Below are 18,084 nucleotides of genomic sequence, written 5' to 3' on the forward strand. Positions count from 1 at the left end.
AGAGATGAGCCCCCCCCAGCCAACCTTAAGAGGCAAAATGCCCCCTGACTGCCCGGGTTATCGGCCAGCAGTGGCGTTCCCTTGAGAATCTTCCCCTGCGGCACACTCTAATTATTTGAAGGCGTTAGCGAAAAACAGGATTATCCTGATTTATCGATTTGCTCTTGCCTCTCCCAGGACTCAAGTGCATGCCCCCCATCGCCAAAGGACGACCCCATGAGTAGACCCTCCAATACCGTTCCAGAGCGAAAGGCCCTGAGCCCAAGCACGCTGGATTTTCCGGTGGTGGGGATCGGCGCGTCGGCGGGCGGGCTGCAAGCGATCAAGCTGTTCTTCGAAAACATGCCGCAGGACAACGGCATGGCGTTCGTGATCATTCTCCATCTGTCTCCCGACCACCAAAGCATCGCCGACAAGATCGTCCAGGAATCAACCAAGATGCCGGTCCTGCAGGTCGGCAGCACGGTGCCTATCGAAAAGAACCGGGTCTACGTCATTTCGCCGGCGCAACAGCTGAACATGAATGACGGTCTGCTTGAGGTCAGCCCTGTCGACCCGCGCCTGGGACGTCACTCGTCGATCGATCTGTTCTTCCGCGACCTGGCCGATGTGCACCGTGAACGCGCGTTCTGCCTGGTACTGTCGGGCACCGGCTCGGATGGCGCGGTCGGCCTGTCGCGCATCAAGGAACAAGGTGGCATCACCCTGGTCCAGACGCCGGAAGACGCCGAGTTCGACGGGATGCCGAAAGCCGCCATCGATACGCGCATGGTCGACTTCGTGTTGCCGGTGGTTGAAATGCCGCAAAAGTTGCTGGAGTTGTGGCGCAACGCCCGGGAAATCAGCCTGCCCACGGTCAGTGATCAGGAGATGAAAAGTGTTGCCCCGGTGTCCGAGCGCGATACCGCGGCGGCCGAGCAGATGCTGCATGACATTCTGATTCAATTGCGCACTGGCACCGGCCATGATTTCAAACACTACAAGCGTGCCACGGTACTGCGACGCATCGAACGCCGGATGCAGGTCACGGCGCAACCGGACCTCGCCTCCTATTACAAATTCCTGCAAAACAATCCCGAGGAAACCAAGGCGCTGCTGGGCGACATGCTGATCGGTGTGACCAACTTCTTCCGTGACCGCGAAGCCTTCGAAGCCCTCGAGCGAGATGTGGTGCCGCAACTGGTCAACGCCGCCACGGCTTCGGCACAGTCGGAGAAAAAAGAAGAAATACGTGTCTGGTCCGCCGGCTGTTCCACCGGCGAAGAAGCCTACAGCCTGGCGATGCTGCTGCACGATCAAATGCAACTGGACTCCAGCAAGGCCACGCTGCAAGTGTTTGCCACCGACATCGACGAGCGCGCGGTCAGCTACGGGCGCAGCGGTCTGTATCCGCAAGCGATCATCACCGACGTGCCTCCGTCACGGGTGCGCCACTATTTCATCAAGGAGAATGACCACTACCGGGTGCGCAAGGAGTTGCGCGAAAGGGTTTTATTCGCCAAGCACAGCCTGTTGTCCGACCCGCCGTTTTCGCAGATCGACCTGATCGTTTGCCGCAATCTGCTGATCTATCTGGATCGCGAAGTGCAGCGCGAGATCCTCCAGATGTTCCACTTCGCCCTGCGCCCCGGCGGCTTCCTGTTCCTCGGCACGTCCGAAAGCGCCGATGCCTGCCATGAACTGTTTGCCCCTGTCGACAAACGCAACCGGATCTTCCGCGCCAAAACCGGCACGACCTCCAGCCGACGCACGCCCACCATGCCCCGTGGCGGCTACGTACGTACCAATATGCCCCGGCAGGCCCAGGAAACCAGCGTGCAACGCAAACTGTCGGTGGCCGACCTGCACCAGCGCGCCCTCGAACAGTCGGCGCCACCGAGCGTACTCGTCGATACCAACGCCGACATCCTGCACATGAGCGAGAGCGCCGGGCGTTTCCTGCGGCATGTGGGCGGCGAACTGTCGCGCAACCTGCTGAACCTGATTCTTCCTGAGTTGCGCCTGGAAATCCGCACCACCCTGTTCCAGGTCCAGCAGAGCGGTACTTCGGTCAAGTCCCGCGGGGTGCCGATCAAACGCGATGAACGGCGCTCCCTGATCGATCTGGTCGCCCATCCCTACAAGGATGAAGTCTCGGAGGGCGAGTACGTACTGGTGATTTTCGAGGAGCTCGAGATCGACCCCTCGGAAGTGACCTTGAGCCCCCAGCTGCAAACCGAAAGCCAGGTGCTGTCCAACCTTGAGCGCGAACTGCAACGCACCAAGCTGCACTTGCAAGACACCATCGAACAATCGGAAATCTCCAGCGAAGAGCTGAAGGCCTCCAATGAAGAAATGCAGGCGATCAACGAAGAGCTGCGCTCGGCCACCGAAGAGCTCGAGACCAGCAAGGAAGAACTTCAGTCGATCAACGAAGAGCTGCTGACGGTCAACTTCGAACTGAAAACCAAAGTCGAAGAGACTGACAAGATCAACGATTACCTGAGCAACCTGATCGCCTCCACCGACATCGCCACGGTGTTTGTCGACCGCAGCTTGCGCATCAAGTGGTTCACCCCCCGTGCCACCGACATCTTCAGCATGCTGCCGGTCGATACCGGACGCTCACTGCTCGATATCACCCATCGCCTGCACTACGAGGACCTGGCCGCCGATGCCGCCCTGGTTTTCGAATCGCTGAACATGATCGAGCGCGAAGTCAGCAGCACCGACAACCGCTGGTACATTGCCCGCCTGTTGCCTTATCGCTCCAGCGAAGACCACATCGACGGTACGGTGCTGACTTTCATCGAAATCACCAAGCGCCGCGCGGCCGAGGAAGAGTTGCGCCTGGGTGAAGAACGCATGCGGCTGGTCGCCGAAAGCACCCGCGACTACGCCATCATCACCCTCGATGAACACGGCGTGATCACCAGCTGGAACAAAGGTGCCGAATTGATCTTTGGCTACAACAAAGACGAGGCCGAGGGGACTCGCTACGATTTCATCTTTTCAGCCGAAGATCGTGCCAACGGCATTCCGCAAAACGAACTGCAATCGGCCCGCAATCATGGGCGCTTCGAAGATGAACGCTGGCACCTGCGCAAGGACGGCAGCCGATTCTTTTGCAGCGGCGAAGTCACTCTGCTCAACGGTGACAAACTTCAGGGTTACGTGAAAATCGCCCGGGACCTGACCGGCCACAAGCGCCAGCATGAAGAACAGAGCCTGCAACTGGCCGAGACGCGCAATACCAGTTACCTCAAGGACGAGTTCTTTGCGGTCATGTCCCACGAGCTCAAGCATCCGCTGAACCTGATCCAGCTCAATGCGGAACTGTTGCGTCGCTTGCCAGTGACGAAAAACCTGTCTCCAGCCGCCAAAGCCGTCAACACCATCTGCGAAGCCGTCACCAGCCAGGCGCGGATCATCGACGATCTACTGGATGTCGCCCGGGTCCGCACCGGCAAGCTCAAGCTGCAATCGGTCGCTGTGGACCTGAACAATGTCCTGCGTGACATCTACACCGTGGTTCTCAATGACGGGCACGACATCAAGGTCGAGCTGCAAGCCCCTGCCGAGGCACTGATGATCCAGGCCGACCCCACGCGTCTGGAACAAATCATCTGGAACCTGGTGAACAACGCACTGAAATTCACCCCGGCCAAGGGCCGCGTGCAATTGATCGCGAGTCAGGCGGGCAACATGGCCAGGCTGGATGTCAAAGACAACGGCATCGGTATCGCGAAAGAGCACCTCGAACACGTATTCGACTTGTTCGGCCAGGCGGAGAAACAGCACGCCTCGCACCAACGCGAGGGGCTGGGGATCGGCCTGTCGCTGGTCCGTCAATTGACCGAGGCACAACGAGGCACGGTGCAAGTGAGTTCCGGCGGCGTGGGTACCGGTTGCACGTTTACCGTCTACTTGCCATTGGCCGAGATCAACGGCGAAGCCCTGCCCGCCGCGCAGATCGAAGACGCTTCCGGCCGGCTCAGCGGCCTGACCATCCTGCTGGTAGACGACTCCGCCGAGGTACTGGAAACCTTGAAGATGCTGCTGGAGATGGAGGACGCCCAGGTGATCGCTTTCGACCGTCCGGCGGCGGCGCTGGACGCGGCAAAAAATACCCGGTTCGACCTGATCATCTCGGACCTGGGCATGCCGGTCATGAACGGCCATGAACTGATCAGCGCCCTGCGCCAATTGCCGCAAGTCAAAAATGTGCCTGCCATTGCGCTGACCGGTTACGGTGCCCAAAGCGATATTCAGAAATCACGGCAATCGGGTTTCAACCAGCACATCGGTAAACCGGTGTCCTACGATGACCTGATCGACACTATTGAGGCTCTGCGGCGCTCATTGACCTGAGGCAACTCAAGTAAGCCCGCTGCACGCAGGCCCGTTGATCGATGGCCTGCTGCAGTCGCTCCTTTGCGCGCCCGCACCTCGACCTGCACGCCGTCGTCGAACACTTCTTCATAGGTCTGAAAGGGTAAGCGGGTATTGGTCCAGAGCCAGTATCCGGTGCCTCTGTGTCGCATCGATTGATCTCCACAGATGTAATTTGAAGCAAGGCACAGCCGTCACCGGGTTTCCACGCAGGTCGTCGGCTGATATCAACAAGCGCTGGCTGGCAGGTGGCTCGGTCAGACCGTGAATCGCCAACAAATTGACCGCCCTCAAATTAGCACTTCTAACTTCACACCACTCGTCGATTAATTGACGACATTGATCGGGATCCGATATTGGCCAGTGGCCACATCCGGCGAGCCTAATTCCTTGATTTTCGAGGGTTACTGTCCCCCTTGAGAACATCGCTCAGGCCTCGTCGCACCGGCTCGCTATCGAGGACCTGACGGATGGGTAGGTTGGTAGCACTCCGGGCTGACCTAGAATCAGTTGATAGGCGGGAGGGAGCACATCATCATGCGTAAACCACTGATAATTACTCGTATTGATCTCCTCTCCCGGGCTTTGCCTGACTTTTGTAAACCTTCGCCCCGCGTGCCAGTGCTGTCGATGGAAATTGCCCCGGGGGGGGTGGTTGCCAATACCCGGGCGGGCATCATCACGGCCTACCGGCGTTCAAATCCATCCTTCAATCGCACCGCCCCAGTTTGCAAGTTACTGACCCTGGAAGGCCGGCGGATGGGGGCCATTACAGGTTTTTCAAGGGGGTCAGGAAGATCATGACTGACCAGAACGAGTCAATTGGCGTGATGTTGATCGATTGTCGCCCCCTCGTACTCAAGGGCCTTCACGACTTGATCAATGCCAGAAAGCCCCGGATGGAAGTGACAGGACAGGCCAGCACCTATACCCAGGCGCTGGACCTTGCCGATCAGTTGCGGCCGGATGTGATTTTTTTCAGTTTCTTTCCGGATGCGCTGAATCCTCTGGATGTCGTCGCGGGACTCACCCGTAGCGCTGAAATGAAAGTGCTGTTGCTCAAGGGCCTGTACGAAGTCGTCCCCGCTGCCCAAGCGATAGAGGCTGGCGCTCGCGGCATCGTGCTCGCGGAAGACCCGACGGAATCGATTATCCAGGCCATCCTCAATGTTCACCATAGCGACTTCGCAATGGACAGAGCCTGGGCTGGCGGCCTTTGCGGCTATGCCGTGAGCGGGCACATACCCATCAAATGCAATCTGGAGCGGGCGAAACAGGCGCGGTTGACGCTGCGCGAGAGAGAACTGATTCGCGCCATCGTGGGCGAACCGTCCGCCAAATATGTAAGCATCGCCGGGCGCCTGGGGATCAGCGAGCACACCGTGCACAACCACCTGAGCAACATCTATCAAAAGCTCAACCTCATCAACCGCATCGACTTGCTGATGTATGCGCTCAAACACGGGCTCAGCAACGAAGCACCGACCGAGTCCGTCTGGGTGGAACTGGATTGAATTCAAGTCGATACAAAACGGTCTGCCCCTTGCTTTCAGGGGTAGGCCTTCACCATTTCGCCCTCCTTGTCGGTGGCCCGGAACAGGATTCCCGGAATGCTGATGTCGTTCTCGATATATCCTGCCGCGTTAACCCGTATCTCCCCCGCCGCCCCCTTCAAGCCTTGTACCGCTCGATAGTTCACCGCGGATGCGATCATGCGGATCTCGTATTGGAGCCGCAAAAAGAATGCGAGGGGGGTTTCCTGGGCCGCCCTCGCATCCGTTCACGCGCGCAATTCCTCAAGCGCTGCCAAAAAAGATGTCGGTACTCTGTAGATCGACCCCGACCAAGGTGATGGTCGTTGTTTGTCCGCCCGTCTCGGCAACCGTCACGACGCTGTCCGCGCCGGTGTTGTTGATCGATTGGACAACGGCGTTCGGGTCGCCGTTGAACACCAGCTTGTCTTGCACGCCAGGGCCCGTATCGAAGCCGGTGAACTGGTACAGGTTCTCATTGACTGACAGATCGATGTTGAAGGCATCTCGCTCACCGATCGTGCCCACCAACGTGAAGTCGAAGGCTGCGTTGGCCGGGTCGTTGGCGAACAGGTTGGCGTCAAAACTACTCGTCGCCGAGTCTCCGTCCTTGTCCGTCAGCGTCGCGCTGAACGCCAGCTGGACATCGCTGGCCAGGCTCTCGCTCTGCTGGATGAACTGGATCACCGGGATCTTGACATCGCCCCGGCCCATCGTCAGCTGAACAGCGTCGATCAGTGACGCACCCGCCTTCTCGATGAGGAAGGACACCTGTCCGCCAGCCTCCGGCGTCAGGGTGTTCACCTCGGTGAGGCTGGAAAACGTCCCATCGGCGTAGTAGATCCTGTAGTACAGGTCCTCGGTCGCCGTGTTGTAACCCGCCACGGAATTGTCGATGAAGACCTTCATGCCCGTCAGCAGGGTCTCTGGATTGATGACGAAGCTTTCATCGGCGGCGCTGATGGCCGCCAGGTTATCTCCCTGGAACACGTTGTTGGCGACGCCGATGCCGGACGTGCTGACGTTCATGGCTGCCGGGTCGATGTACGACGGCAGAGGGTTGGTCTGCAGCGCGGCTTCGGTGGGGTCGGGTGCTCCGAGCCCGATGCCGCTCAGGATCTCCGCCGTCGACGCCAGTGCCTTCGCGGAAAAGAACACGATCTCCTCGGATGCCGAAGGAATAGTCAGGTCATTCGTCTGCGGAATCAACAGCGTGCGCACCGAATCCGGGCCGCCGGCAGCGAGCGATCCGTCGGCACTGCTGAGCACGATCATCGAACTGAAGCCTTGCACCAGATCCAGTGCATAACGGCCATCGGCAAAGGCGGTCAACGTGTAGTCGACGGTGGTGTTCGCCGTTGCGGCGTTGTTATCGAAGTCACCGGTCAAGGTTCCTGCGAACTGGTACGCGCCATTGGCATCCGGTGATGGCGCCAGCTCGGTGAGCGTGCCGGTCCCGGTCGTGGTCGTGTTGTCGGGCCGGACGAGGGTAAACTGGTTATTGACCAGCGAGATGTCCAGACCGGCCGCACCCAGCCCGTCGGCTCCCGTCGCCATGTTCCAGAACCCGGATTGCGCCAGGACGCTACCGGTCCCGATCAGGTTGCCGAAACTAAGTGCCGGCCCGTCGTCCTTGAACACCAGGTTCTGCCCGATGTTCAGGGTCGCCAAAGCGCTGTCGCCGTCCCCGTCGGTCTTGATCGCGCTCAGTGTCACCAGGTTGTCCGAGGTCAACGACTTCGAATCATCGGGATTGTTTGGGTCGGAATGCACCACGGCGCGGAGCTGGTCGAGCGTGACGCTGCCATTGGCGGCGACGCTGACGGTAAACACCAGCAGATTACCCGTGGCCGTGCGACCTTCGACCACGGTGCCGTTGAGCGACAGGTTCACCGCCTGGCCCGAGGCCGTATCGGTCAACCCGGAAGCTCCCGCCACCACGCCCAGCGCATAGCTCAGCGTGCCGGCCCCATCGGCACCAAACGCCGAGTTGAAGTTGGCGGCGAAGCTCTGGGTGGCGTTGGTCGCCAGTACCGTCTCGTCCACTGTCAGCGTCGGTTCCACGCCGGTGGTGCTGATGCTCGGTCCGTCGTCCTTGAACACCAGGTTCTGCCCGATGTTGAGGGTCGCCTGGGCGCTGTCGCCCTCCTTGTCGGTAATGGTTGCCGTCAGCGTCACCAGGTCGTCCGAGGTCAATGTCTTCGAATCATCGGGATTGGTGGCGTCGGGATGCACCACGGCGCGGAGCTGGTCGAGCGTGACGCTGCCATCGGCGGCCACACTGACCGTGAACACCAGCAGGTTGCCGAGGGCCGTGCGGCCTTCGACCACGGCGCCATTGAGCGACAGGTTCACCACCTCGCCCGAGGCCGTGTCCGTCAACCCGGAGGCTCCCGCCACCACGCCCAGCGCATAGCTCAGCGTGCCGGCCCCATCGGCGCCAAACGCCGAGTTGAAGTTGGCGGCGAAACTCTGGGTGGCGTTGGTCGCCAGTACCGTCTCGTCCACCGTCAACGTCGGCTCCACGCCGGTGCTGGTGATGCTCGGTCCGTCGTCCTTGAACACCAGGTTCTGCCCGATGTTCAGCGTCGCCAGGGCACTGTCGCCGTCCCCGTCGGTCTTGGTCGCGGTCAGTGTCACCAGGTTGTCCGAGGTCAGGCTCGTCGAGTCATCGGGATTGGTTGGGTCGGGATGCACCACGGCGCGGATCTGGTCGAGCGTAACGCTGCCAGTGGCGGCGACGCTGACCGTGAACACCAGCAGGTTGCCGAGGGCCGTGCGGCCTTCGACCACGGCACCGTTGAGCGACAGATTCACCGCCTCGCCCGAGGCCGTGTCGATCAGTCCGGAAGCTCCGGCCACCACGCCCAACGCATAGGTCAGCGTGCCGGCCCCATCGGCGCCAAACGCCGAGTTGAAGTTGGCGGCAAAGCTCTGGGTGTCGTCGGTTGCCAACAGCGTTTCGTCCACCGTCAGCGTCGGTTCCGTACCGGTAGTGCTGATGCTCGGCCCGTCGTCCTTGAACACCAGGTTCTGCCCGATGTTGAGGGTCGCCAGGGCACTGTCGCCGTCCCCGTCGGTCTTGGTCGCGGTCAGCGTCACCAGGTTGTCCGAGGTCAGGCTCGTCGAGTCATCCGGATTGGTTGGGTCGGGATGCACCACGGCGCGGAGCTGGTCGAGCGTGACGCTGCCATTGGCGGCCACACTGACTGTGAACACCAGCAGGTTGTCCGTGGCCGTGCGGCCTTCCACCACAGTCCCGTTGAGCGACAGGTTCACCACGTCGCCCGTGGCAGTGTCCGTCAGCCCGGAAGCCCCGGCCACTATGTCCAGCGCATAGGTCAGGGTGCCTGCCCCATCGGCGCCAAACGCCGAGTTGAAGTTGGCGGCGAAGCTCTGGGTGTCGTTGGTCGCCAGTGCCGTTTCGTCCACCGTCAGCGTCGGTTCCACACCGGTGGTACTGATGCTCGGTCCGTCGTCCTTGAACACCAGGTTCTGCCCGATATTGAGGGTCGCCAGGGCGCTGTCGCCATCCCCGTCGGTCTTGGTCGCGGTCAGCGTCACCAGGTTGTCCGAGGTCAGACTCGTCGAATCATCAGGATTGGTTGGGTCGGGATGCACCACGGCGCGGATCTGGTCGAGCGTGACACTGCCAGTGGCGGTCACACTGACCGTGAACACCAGCAGGTTGCCCGTGGCCGTGCGGCCTTCGACCACAGTGCCGTTGAGCGACAGGTTCACCGCCTCGCCCGAGGCCGTGTCCGTCAGCCCGGAAGCTCCGGCCACCACGCCCAGCGCATAGCTCAGCGTGCCGGCCCCATCGGCGCCAAACGCCGAATTGAAGTTGGCGGCAAAGCTCTGGTTGGCGTCGGTGCCCAGTACTGTCTCGTCCACCGTCAGCGTCGGTTCCACGCCGGTGCTCGTGATGCTCGGCCCGTCGTCCTTGAACACCAGATTCTGCCCGATGTTCAGGGTCGCCAGGGCGCTGTCGCCGTCCCTGTCGGTCTTGGTCGCGATCAGCGTCACCAGGTTGTCCGAGGTCAGGCTCGTCGAATCATCGGGATTGGTTGTGTTGGCATGCACCACGGCGCGGATCTGGTCGAGCGTGACGCTGCCAGTGGCGGCGACACTGACCGTGAACACCAGCTGGCTGGTAAGGGCCGTGCGGCCTTCGACCACGGTGCCGTTGAGCGACAGGTTCACCACCTCGCCCGTGGCCGTGTCGATCAGCCCGGAGGCCCCCGCCACCACGCCCAGCGCATAGGTCAGGGTGCCGGCCCCATCAGCGCCAAACGCCGAATTGAAGTTGGCGGCAAAGCTCTGGGTGGCATTGGTCGCCAGTACCGTTTCGTCCACCGTCAACGTTGGTTCCGTACCGGTGGTGGTGATGCTCGGTCCATCGTCGTCGAAGATGATCCTGGAGCCGATTTCGGCTTTCGAAATAGAGGCCTGGACCAGCGTGAAGCCACCGATATCAAAATCGGCGTGTTCATTGCCCTTGGCATTGACGGCCGCCCCGTTCTCGACGAGCACACGGTTGTGGTCCGCCGCAGTGGTGTATTCAATCTGGTAACCGGCTTTGACGCCGGTGATGGTTGCAACCCCTGCTGCGAAGCTGATGGTAATGGCAGGATCATTCACCGAGCCGTTTGAATTCTCGATCACCTGCCCGATGCTGTTGAAGACACGAACATTGGTGATGGCCACCGGCGAATCATTCCCATACCCATTGATGAAATTCGTGCCAGGTTCAGCAGCGGTGCTGGATGCGCTGACTCTTACCACGGCACTCTTGCCGCTTTGCAACTGCACAACGTCGAAACTGGCCGATTTCGCATTGAAGACACCGGTAAAGTCGACGTTGGATTCAACATCGGCTTCGTTCTGGTCCAGGTTGGGAATGGTCACACTCTGCCTGGCACCCGTGACGAACGAAAAGCGGATGCCTTCTTGCTCCACAATCATCTGATTATTGGTGCCGAAGGTGGTAGGGCCACCCGCCTGGCTGGTATTGATCGTGTCTCCAGTCGTTATATTGGCGCCGCTTGACTGGTCTGCGGGGTCCTTGCCGGTGGCGATGATGGTGGGGTCCGTGATCCGCAACACACCACCGACATCGACAACGTTCGGGTTCGCCTTCGTGAACATCAGGAACAGGTTCTGACCGGAGGGCGCATTGGCCAGGCTGAATTCCATGTCCTGGCTGGCGCCGATGAAAACCTTATCCAGCAGGTTGAGCGAATCATCGGCATTCGTCGTAACGGGGTGTTTAAGCGGTTGGTACTCCACGGTCCAGATTTTGCCGCCCGATCCGGATTCTTCAATATAGGCAGCGAACACGATCGCGCCGGTGGAACTCCCGGCTCGACCCAGAACGATGTTGTTGTTCGTATCCGTATAGAGAAGGATGTCGATGCCATCGAGAGTATCCAGCCCGCTGTCCACGCCATTGAGCGGTGCGCCGGAGATGCCGACGAAGCTGATATCGGTAATGCTTGCTCCGGGGTCAGCGGTAATGGTGAATGCATTGCTGCCAGTGTTGCCCACGGCACCGGTATAGCCACTCAAGGCCGCGCCTGTTGCGGTACCTGCCCCCAGAGCAGTCAATCGGGTAGTGAAGGTCGAAGGCAGGGACGCCACCAGAATATCGTTGTCGTCAGCGTCCCCCGCAGGGGCTGGCGTGGCAGTGGCGTTCTGCAACCCGACCGTTTCGTCCAGCGTGACGTCCTCGCCGGTCGCCACGACGCCCAAAACGCTGTCCGTAAAGGACGTTGTCGCCACGGCGTCGTCACCGGTGCCGACCACTCCATCGGCGCCCGCAGCGGTCGCGGTGAGCAGAAACGTCGCGCCTGCCGAGTCGTCGGGATTCACGTACCACGAAGTGGTGACGCTGCCGTTGACCTGGCCGTCGAGATCGCCAGCGCCGCCGTCGGTCACGGACCAGGGCTCATGCCCCGCGCCGGTGTTGGTGTCGAGCACATCGTCGGGCGTGCCCCACACACCATCCGCGCCAGCACCGATGGCGTGGTCCACTTCGAGTGTCACGGTGCTGCCGGCGGCAAAACCGCTGGCCGTAATGATGGCTGTGCTGCCGGGAGCGTAGTCTTCAAGGTTGGTGGTGACGGTCGGAATGTAGGTAAACGTCCAGTCGTGGTTGACGGGTGAAGGATGGTCACCGGTGTTATTGGTCAGGTCGTTCGTGGGCGATGAGGTTTTCTTGCGCATAGTCATGACTTTCTCCTGAGCGGGGTCCAGTCATCGGGGGTCGACCTTGGACCATTTTCTGATCTATTGGTCTCAACTATGAACAAGCACCGCAGGCGGCACATCGGCGGATACTCCCAGACGGGATGGGAGATTCAGACTACGAGGGGGGAGGAGACGGAAAGTCGCGAAGGTAAAGTTGATGGCTTGGGATAAATCCCGGGCATCTGAATTTGCCGAACTTTATCTACGAGTCGTGAAAGGGAAGCGTTGAAACAGGTGGGGGAGCTGCAAAATATGGTGTCCCAGGGCAGGTTCGAACTGCCAACCTTCCCCTTAGGAGGGGGATGCTCTATCCAATTGAGCTACTGAGACACACGGTGACCACGACGATACGCGGTGCGATGGACGGCGTGCATGTTAACGGCCGGGCTGGCTTTTGTCATGTCGTCCGTAGGCTTTTTAAGTGTAGGCAGACGCCTCGAGCGGGTGCGGACTTGTTTACCGTGCAAATTGCATCACTGCAAAAAGCTATCATTGCAAAATGCAATATCGAGATTTGCCAAAAATAACTTAATTCATTGTTTTTAAAGAATTTAATTGCCGATAGACTCTGGCGTGCAAGCTGCTGGCAACGACAAGCGACCGGCACGGCTTTGTCAGCCAGGAAAACATCCTGGTGCCGGCTCCATCCGCCGAACGATTGGTATTTTGAATGACCTTCACCAGGAGTACAGCATGTCCAGATCAGCCGCGAGTTTCTTCATCCTCGCCTTGTTGAGCGGCATTTTTCATCTGTCATTGACCCAGGACATGGTCGTCACCCTCCCCCTGATCGCCTGTGGCGTATTCAGCGCGCTGTTCGTGCTCGCATTGATCGCCGGGCGCAAGATCAAGTTTGATCCGGTTCTGCGGTGATCCCGACATGGCAGTCCCATTGCAAGGGCCTGCCATCCATCCTTAATTCCCCCCCTCCATGCGACTCCCCTAGTAAATCGGCCATTTGCCACTATTCTGTAAAAGGTAAGGAACAGGGATCGAGTTCACTTTTTCCTGCCCGCCGGAAACCTTTCGTCGGGTGGAGAAAGCACGAAGTGATACGGCCTGGTCGAACTTTTCAAACCAGTCCGCATTTCTGATAATTGGTGCTGGCAGAACGCCTTTATCCAGTTCAATATTTGTCACAGAATTGACGCCAAGGATCTGGCTACTTTGAGGCATGATGCGCGCCTCTATCAATTCAGGTTGAACATTTGGCCAGAGCGCTTGTCCTACCAGACATCCTGCGGCCAATCCCGAAAACCGCTCCCCTGAACTAACCGGTTAAATATATGCGCCCATTGAAACAGGCAATTTATTCCAGCCGTACGGCTGACAAGTTCGTCGTACGTCTGCCAGACGGAATGCGTGAACGCATTGCCGAGGTGGCTCGCAATCATCATCGCAGCATGAACTCCGAAATCATTGCGCGCCTTGAGCAGAGTCTTATTCAGGAAGGTGCACTGGGAGAAGAGTTGAGCATGCGTCTGGACAGCCCCGAGCTTTCCTTACACGAACGGGAGCTGCTGCAGCGCTTCCGCCAGCTCTCCCATCGACAGCAGAACGCCCTGGTTTCGCTGATCGCCCATGACGCTGAAATGGCCGCCGACGCGTCCTGATTCAGCCAGAAAGCCCAAGCCAGCCTGATCGCTGGCTTTTTTTTGCCTGAAATCCGGGCACAAAAAAACCCGCCACGGGCGTAGTGCTAATCACTGTAGGAGCGAGCTTGCTCGCGATGGACTCGCGAGCGCTGCGTTTAGTCAGCAAACACGCGTTATCTTTAGCGACCATCGCGAGCAAGCTCGCTCCTACACAGCATTACGCCATTCAGCGGGTTTTCAACAAGCAGGACTTCAGAGCAGGAAGATTGTCGCCAGCCCCAGGAAGATGAAAAAGCCTCCGCTGTCGGTCACGGCAGTAATCATCACACTGGCCCCCATCGCCGGGTCGCGCCCCATCTTCGCCAGGGTCATCGGAATCAAGACCCCCATCAATGCCGCCAGCAACAGGTTGAGCGTCATCGCGGCGGTCATCACCACGCCCAATGACCAACTGTGATAGAGCATGTAGGCAACCAGGCCAATCACCCCGCCCCAGATCACGCCGTTGATCAGCGCTACCGCCAATTCCTTGCGCATCAGGCGCGAGGTATTGCCGGTGCTCACCTGGTCCAGCGCCATGGCCCGCACAATCATGGTAATGGTCTGGTTACCCGAGTTACCGCCGATTCCCGCCACGATCGGCATCAACGCCGCAAGCGCCACGAGTTTCTCGATCGAACCTTCAAACAAGCCGATCACCCGAGAAGCCACGAACGCGGTAATCAGGTTGATCGCCAGCCAGGCCCAACGGTTGCGCAGGGATTTCCAGACCGACGCAAAAATGTCTTCTTCTTCACGCAGACCCGCCATGTTGAGAACTTCGCTTTCGCTCTCTTCACGGATCAGGTCGACCATTTCATCGATGGTCAGACGACCGATCAGCTTGCCGTTCTTGTCGACCACGGGGGCGGAGATCAAATCGTAACGCTCGAACGCCTGGGCGGCATCGTAGGCGTCTTCGTCCGGGTGGAAACTCACCGGATCGCTGGCCATCACCTCGGAAACCTGTTTGTCCGGGTCGTTGACCAGCAAACGCTTGATCGGCAACACGCCCTTGAGGACGCCGTCGTAATCGACCACGAACAGCTTGTCGGTGTGGCCCGGCAACTCCTTGAGACGGCGCAGATAACGCAAGACCACTTCAAGGCTGACATCCTCGCGGATGGTCACCATCTCGAAGTCCATCAGCGCACCGACCTGCTCCTCGTCGTAGGACAGTGCCGAACGCACGCGCTCGCGTTGTTGCTGGTCGAGGGTCTCCATGAGCTCATGGACGACGTCTCGCGGCAGCTCGGAGGCCAGGTCAGCGAGTTCGTCGGCATCCATGTCCTTGGCGGCTGCCAGGAGCTCGTGATCGTCCATGTCGGCGATCAGCGATTCACGGACCGAATCGGATACTTCAAGAAGGATGTCGCCGTCGCGATCGGCCTTGACCAGTTGCCAGAGCGTCAGACGATCGTCCAGCGGCAAGGCTTCAAGGATGTAGGCGACGTCGGCGGAGTGCAGGTCATCGAGCTTGCGTTGCAGCTCGACGAGGTTCTGCCGGTGGACCAGGTTCTCGACCCGGTCATGATGCGGGCCTTCCTGGCGGTGAGTCAGGTCTTCTACAACTCGCTGGCGCTGCAGCAGCTCAACCACCTGAGCCAGGCGATCCTGCAAGCTTTCCTGCGTTTTCTTTACTTCGATTTCAGACATAGGCGAACTCCACTCCCAGCAGCGGGGCACGCCGGAAGGATCAATCAGTCAATTCATGATTGGTGAAACGGGGTACTGAGTAACTACTGGGTAAGTCCATGGAGGTATTCCACAAGCCCCGGCGGGGCTGACGGGCGCAATGATACACCGCCTGACGGTTTTAAACGTTAAAAAATCTCGGCTGAAACAAGCGCTTGCACAACAATCTTGAGCATCGTCCTGATCCATGAAAATGCGACGACGAATTCTGAAAGGAAAACACACACCCTTCGAAAATTGTAGACGCTCCCCTTGAAAAGGAACGTCACGGAAGACGCTGGAGAGTACGCAGAGAGATCACAGCTAGCGCTACGACACCCGGCGAGGTCGTAGCGCAAACGTGGAGTTCGACGGGAAGGGATGCACGAAAGGAAAAGCCAAATTCCAGACGGCAAAAAGCCCGCATTAAATGCGGGCTTTCTGTTTGTATGGTGCACTCGACAGGATTCGAACCTGTGACCGCTCGGTTCGTAGCCGAGTACTCTATCCAGCTGAGCTACGAGTGCATTTTGTGTTTTTAGACCAGACCACAACTGGCTGAAGCCAAGTTACCTGCATTGCTGCAACTAACTCTTAAATGGTGCACTCGACAGGATTCGAACCTGTGACCGCTCGGTTCGTAGCCGAGTACTCTATCCAGCTGAGCTACGAGTGCATTTGTTGCCGCGCATTATAGGCCGTCTAATCTCTATGTCAAACACTTTTTCTAGTAATTTCAACAACTTACCGAAGAAGCCAGATTACAACGTACTACGCAAATAATGGCGGAGAACGGGGGATTCGAACCCCCGACACCCTTTTGAGGTGTACTCCCTTAGCAGGGGAGCGCCTTCGGCCACTCGGCCAGCTCTCCGCAACACGGGGCGTATATTAACCAGCTTCTTCCCCGTTTGCAAACATAAAAAACGATAAAAATTAATGGCTTGGTTCTTCGTCCTTCTCTTTCTTGATACGCAGGTAAATTTCTTCCCGGTGAACAGCCACCTCTTTGGGGGCATTGACACCGATGCGCACTTGATTTCCTTTGACGCCGAGCACGGTCACGGTGATTTCGCCATCACCGATAATCAGGCTTTCTGCGCACCGACGAGTCAGAATCAGCATACCTTTCTCCTCACGCATTACATTTCAGGGACAACAGTCTGCAAAAAAAAGGCACTCGACCCACAACCGGAGCGGTCGCAGCCCTACATGCCTGAGTATTGACTAGCGCGAGCAAAAGAACAGCCTCGAGGGCCACGCCATTCAAAAAAACAAAAGGCGCGGTCAGACCGCGCCTTTTGGCAAACGCATCACTCGCCCTGGCGGGCCGGTGCGTCCAGTTCGAAAGCCGTGTGCAGAGCGCGCACAGCCAGTTCCAGGTACTTCTCTTCGATCACTACGGAGACTTTGATCTCCGAAGTCGAGATCATCTGGATGTTGATGCTTTCTTTGGCCAGGGACTCGAACATGCGGCTGGCCACGCCTGCGTGAGAGCGCATGCCAACACCGACGATCGACACCTTGGCGATCTTGGTATCGCCCACGACTTCACGGGCACCCAGCTCGCCAGCGGTCTTTTCCAGCACCGCTTGCGCCGCCTGGTAGTCGTTGCGATGCACGGTGAAGGTGAAGTCGGTGGTGTTATCGTGCGCAACGTTCTGCACGATCATGTCGACTTCGATGTTCGCGGCACTGATCGGGCCGAGAATCTTGAAGGCAACGCCCGGGATGTCTGGCACGCCACGGATGGTCAGCTTGGCTTCATCGCGGTTGAAAGCGATACCGGAAATGATCGGCTGTTCCATGGTTTCCTCTTCATCAATAGTAATGAGGGTGCCCGGACCCTCCTTGAAGCTGTGCAGTACGCGCAGCGGAACGTTGTACTTGCCGGCGAACTCGACCGCGCGGATCTGCAGCACCTTGGATCCGAGGCTGGCCATTTCCAGCATCTCTTCGAAGGTGATCTTGTCCAGGCGCTGAGCCACGGACACCACACGCGGGTCGGTGGTGTAGACGCCGTCGACGTCGGTGTAGATCTGGCATTCGTCAGCCTTCAGGGCTGCAGCCAGCGCCACGCCGGTGGTGTCGGAACCGCCACGACCGAGGGTGGTGATGTTGCCATGCTCGTCGACGCCCTGGAAACCGGCGACAACCACCACACGACCGGCCTTCAGATCACCGCGAATCTTCTGGTCATCAATCTGCAGGATACGCGCTTTATTGTGCGCGCTATCCGTCAGGATCCGCACCTGGTTGCCGGTGTAGGACACCGCCGGCACGCCGCGCTTGATCAGCGCCATGGCCAACAGGGCAATCGTCACCTGCTCACCGGTGGAAACGATCACGTCCAGCTCGCGCGGAACCGGTTGACCGTCGCCACTGATTTGCTTGGCCAGATCGATCAGACGGTTGGTTTCGCCGCTCATTGCAGACAGCACAACCACCAGGTCATCGCCGGCGTCGCGGAATTTCTTAACCTTGTCGGCGACCTGCTCGATTCTCTCGACGGTGCCGACCGAGGTGCCTCCAAATTTCTGTACGATCAAAGCCATTTCAAAGCCGCCTCTGCCCATGAAGGGCGCCCAAATAATCACTCAAACAGCGTTGCGGCCCGCCACTAG

At 59.0% G+C, this 18,084-nt stretch carries 11 protein-coding genes, 4 tRNA genes and 1 pseudogene; 6 read left to right on the top strand and 10 right to left on the bottom strand.

Annotation, left to right across the window (positions count from 1 at the left end; all coding sequences use genetic code 11):
* Positions 1-216 precede the first annotated feature (216 nt).
* From AC3ITA_RS22150 to AC3ITA_RS22160, 3 genes are all read left to right on the top strand, one after another.
* On the top strand, positions 217-4,350 hold the full coding sequence (locus AC3ITA_RS22150) for a CheR family methyltransferase (RefSeq protein ID WP_489278367.1): 4,134 nt from the start codon (positions 217-219) through the stop codon (positions 4,348-4,350).
* Between the two features lie 558 nt (positions 4,351-4,908).
* The gene (locus tag AC3ITA_RS22155) at positions 4,909-5,175 is read left to right on the top strand and encodes a hypothetical protein (protein ID WP_489278368.1); all 267 of its coding nucleotides are present in this window, start codon (positions 4,909-4,911) and stop codon (positions 5,173-5,175) included.
* Entirely contained in the window at positions 5,172-5,885 is a 714-nt protein-coding gene (locus AC3ITA_RS22160; protein ID WP_489278369.1) for a response regulator transcription factor, read from the top strand. The genes AC3ITA_RS22155 and AC3ITA_RS22160 overlap by 4 nt, the downstream gene beginning before the upstream one ends.
* A gap of 35 nt (positions 5,886-5,920) precedes the next feature.
* On the opposite strand, the gene AC3ITA_RS22165 is transcribed toward AC3ITA_RS22160, so the two are convergent.
* From AC3ITA_RS22165 to AC3ITA_RS22175, 3 genes are all read right to left on the bottom strand, one after another.
* Positions 5,921-6,085 carry a hypothetical protein gene (locus AC3ITA_RS22165; RefSeq protein WP_489278370.1) on the bottom strand — a complete coding sequence of 55 codons (165 nt, stop codon included), beginning with the start codon at positions 6,083-6,085 and terminating at the stop codon, positions 5,921-5,923.
* 82 nt (positions 6,086-6,167) lie between these two features.
* A complete protein-coding gene (locus AC3ITA_RS22170; protein ID WP_489278371.1) occupies positions 6,168-12,134 on the bottom strand; it encodes a DUF5801 repeats-in-toxin domain-containing protein in 5,967 nt (1,988 codons plus the stop codon).
* Between the two features lie 271 nt (positions 12,135-12,405).
* A tRNA-Arg gene (locus AC3ITA_RS22175) sits at positions 12,406-12,482 on the bottom strand.
* Positions 12,483-12,845: 363 nt separating this feature from the next.
* Between AC3ITA_RS22175 and AC3ITA_RS22180 the strand changes: the two genes are divergently transcribed.
* The gene (locus tag AC3ITA_RS22180; RefSeq protein ID WP_095944573.1) at positions 12,846-13,025 is read left to right on the top strand and encodes a PA3371 family protein; all 180 of its coding nucleotides are present in this window, start codon (positions 12,846-12,848) and stop codon (positions 13,023-13,025) included.
* A 69-nt stretch (positions 13,026-13,094) separates the two neighbouring features.
* On the opposite strand, the gene AC3ITA_RS22185 is transcribed toward AC3ITA_RS22180, so the two are convergent.
* Positions 13,095-13,328 carry a hypothetical protein gene (locus AC3ITA_RS22185; protein WP_414929102.1) on the bottom strand — a complete coding sequence of 78 codons (234 nt, stop codon included), beginning with the start codon at positions 13,326-13,328 and terminating at the stop codon, positions 13,095-13,097.
* A 110-nt stretch (positions 13,329-13,438) separates the two neighbouring features.
* Here AC3ITA_RS22185 and AC3ITA_RS22190 point away from each other — a divergent pair, with 110 nt between their 5' ends.
* Positions 13,439-13,765 (top strand): Arc family DNA-binding protein, encoded by a 327-nt coding sequence (locus tag AC3ITA_RS22190; protein ID WP_003178899.1) that lies wholly within the window; start codon positions 13,439-13,441, stop codon positions 13,763-13,765.
* A 234-nt stretch (positions 13,766-13,999) separates the two neighbouring features.
* On the opposite strand, the gene mgtE is transcribed toward AC3ITA_RS22190, so the two are convergent.
* The gene (gene mgtE, locus AC3ITA_RS22195) at positions 14,000-15,442 is read right to left on the bottom strand and encodes a magnesium transporter (protein WP_414929088.1); all 1,443 of its coding nucleotides are present in this window, start codon (positions 15,440-15,442) and stop codon (positions 14,000-14,002) included.
* A gap of 346 nt (positions 15,443-15,788) precedes the next feature.
* Here mgtE and AC3ITA_RS22200 point away from each other — a divergent pair.
* A pseudogene (locus AC3ITA_RS22200) lies at positions 15,789-15,890 on the top strand (cell envelope protein SmpA); the annotation flags it as partial.
* Between the two features lie 20 nt (positions 15,891-15,910).
* Here AC3ITA_RS22200 and AC3ITA_RS22205 read toward each other — a convergent pair.
* The 5 genes from AC3ITA_RS22205 to AC3ITA_RS22225 all read right to left on the bottom strand — a co-directional run bounded on the left by AC3ITA_RS22205 (position 15,911) and on the right by AC3ITA_RS22225 (position 18,015).
* Positions 15,911-15,987 (bottom strand) — tRNA-Arg (locus tag AC3ITA_RS22205).
* Between the two features lie 72 nt (positions 15,988-16,059).
* Positions 16,060-16,136 (bottom strand) — tRNA-Arg (locus AC3ITA_RS22210).
* Positions 16,137-16,243: 107 nt separating this feature from the next.
* Positions 16,244-16,334 (bottom strand) — tRNA-Ser (locus tag AC3ITA_RS22215).
* Between the two features lie 62 nt (positions 16,335-16,396).
* Positions 16,397-16,585 (bottom strand): carbon storage regulator CsrA, encoded by a 189-nt coding sequence (csrA, locus tag AC3ITA_RS22220; RefSeq protein WP_002554426.1) that lies wholly within the window; start codon positions 16,583-16,585, stop codon positions 16,397-16,399.
* A 188-nt stretch (positions 16,586-16,773) separates the two neighbouring features.
* Positions 16,774-18,015: an aspartate kinase gene (locus AC3ITA_RS22225; protein ID WP_007971040.1), complete on the bottom strand. Its 1,242-nt coding sequence runs from the start codon at positions 18,013-18,015 to the stop codon at positions 16,774-16,776.
* Between the last annotated feature and the right edge of the window lie 69 nt (positions 18,016-18,084).

It is taken from the genome of Pseudomonas sp. GL_090, assembly GCF_057837765.1.

Bases quoted from the DNA above. Each gene is read 5' to 3' on its own strand.
- AC3ITA_RS22150 (WP_489278367.1), top strand. From the start codon at position 217: ATGAGTAGACCCTCCAATACCGTTCCAGAGCGAAAGGCCCTGAGCCCA.
- AC3ITA_RS22155 (WP_489278368.1), top strand. From the start codon at position 4,909: ATGCGTAAACCACTGATAATTACTCGTATTGATCTCCTCTCCCGGGCT.
- AC3ITA_RS22160 (WP_489278369.1), top strand. From the start codon at position 5,172: ATGACTGACCAGAACGAGTCAATTGGCGTGATGTTGATCGATTGTCGC.
- AC3ITA_RS22165 (WP_489278370.1), bottom strand. From the start codon at position 6,085: ATGATCGCATCCGCGGTGAACTATCGAGCGGTACAAGGCTTGAAGGGG.
- AC3ITA_RS22170 (WP_489278371.1), bottom strand. From the start codon at position 12,134: ATGACTATGCGCAAGAAAACCTCATCGCCCACGAACGACCTGACCAAT.
- AC3ITA_RS22180 (WP_095944573.1), top strand. From the start codon at position 12,846: ATGTCCAGATCAGCCGCGAGTTTCTTCATCCTCGCCTTGTTGAGCGGC.
- AC3ITA_RS22185 (WP_414929102.1), bottom strand. From the start codon at position 13,328: ATGCCTCAAAGTAGCCAGATCCTTGGCGTCAATTCTGTGACAAATATT.
- AC3ITA_RS22190 (WP_003178899.1), top strand. From the start codon at position 13,439: ATGCGCCCATTGAAACAGGCAATTTATTCCAGCCGTACGGCTGACAAG.
- mgtE (WP_414929088.1), bottom strand. From the start codon at position 15,442: ATGTCTGAAATCGAAGTAAAGAAAACGCAGGAAAGCTTGCAGGATCGC.
- csrA (WP_002554426.1), bottom strand. From the start codon at position 16,585: ATGCTGATTCTGACTCGTCGGTGCGCAGAAAGCCTGATTATCGGTGAT.
- AC3ITA_RS22225 (WP_007971040.1), bottom strand. From the start codon at position 18,015: ATGGCTTTGATCGTACAGAAATTTGGAGGCACCTCGGTCGGCACCGTC.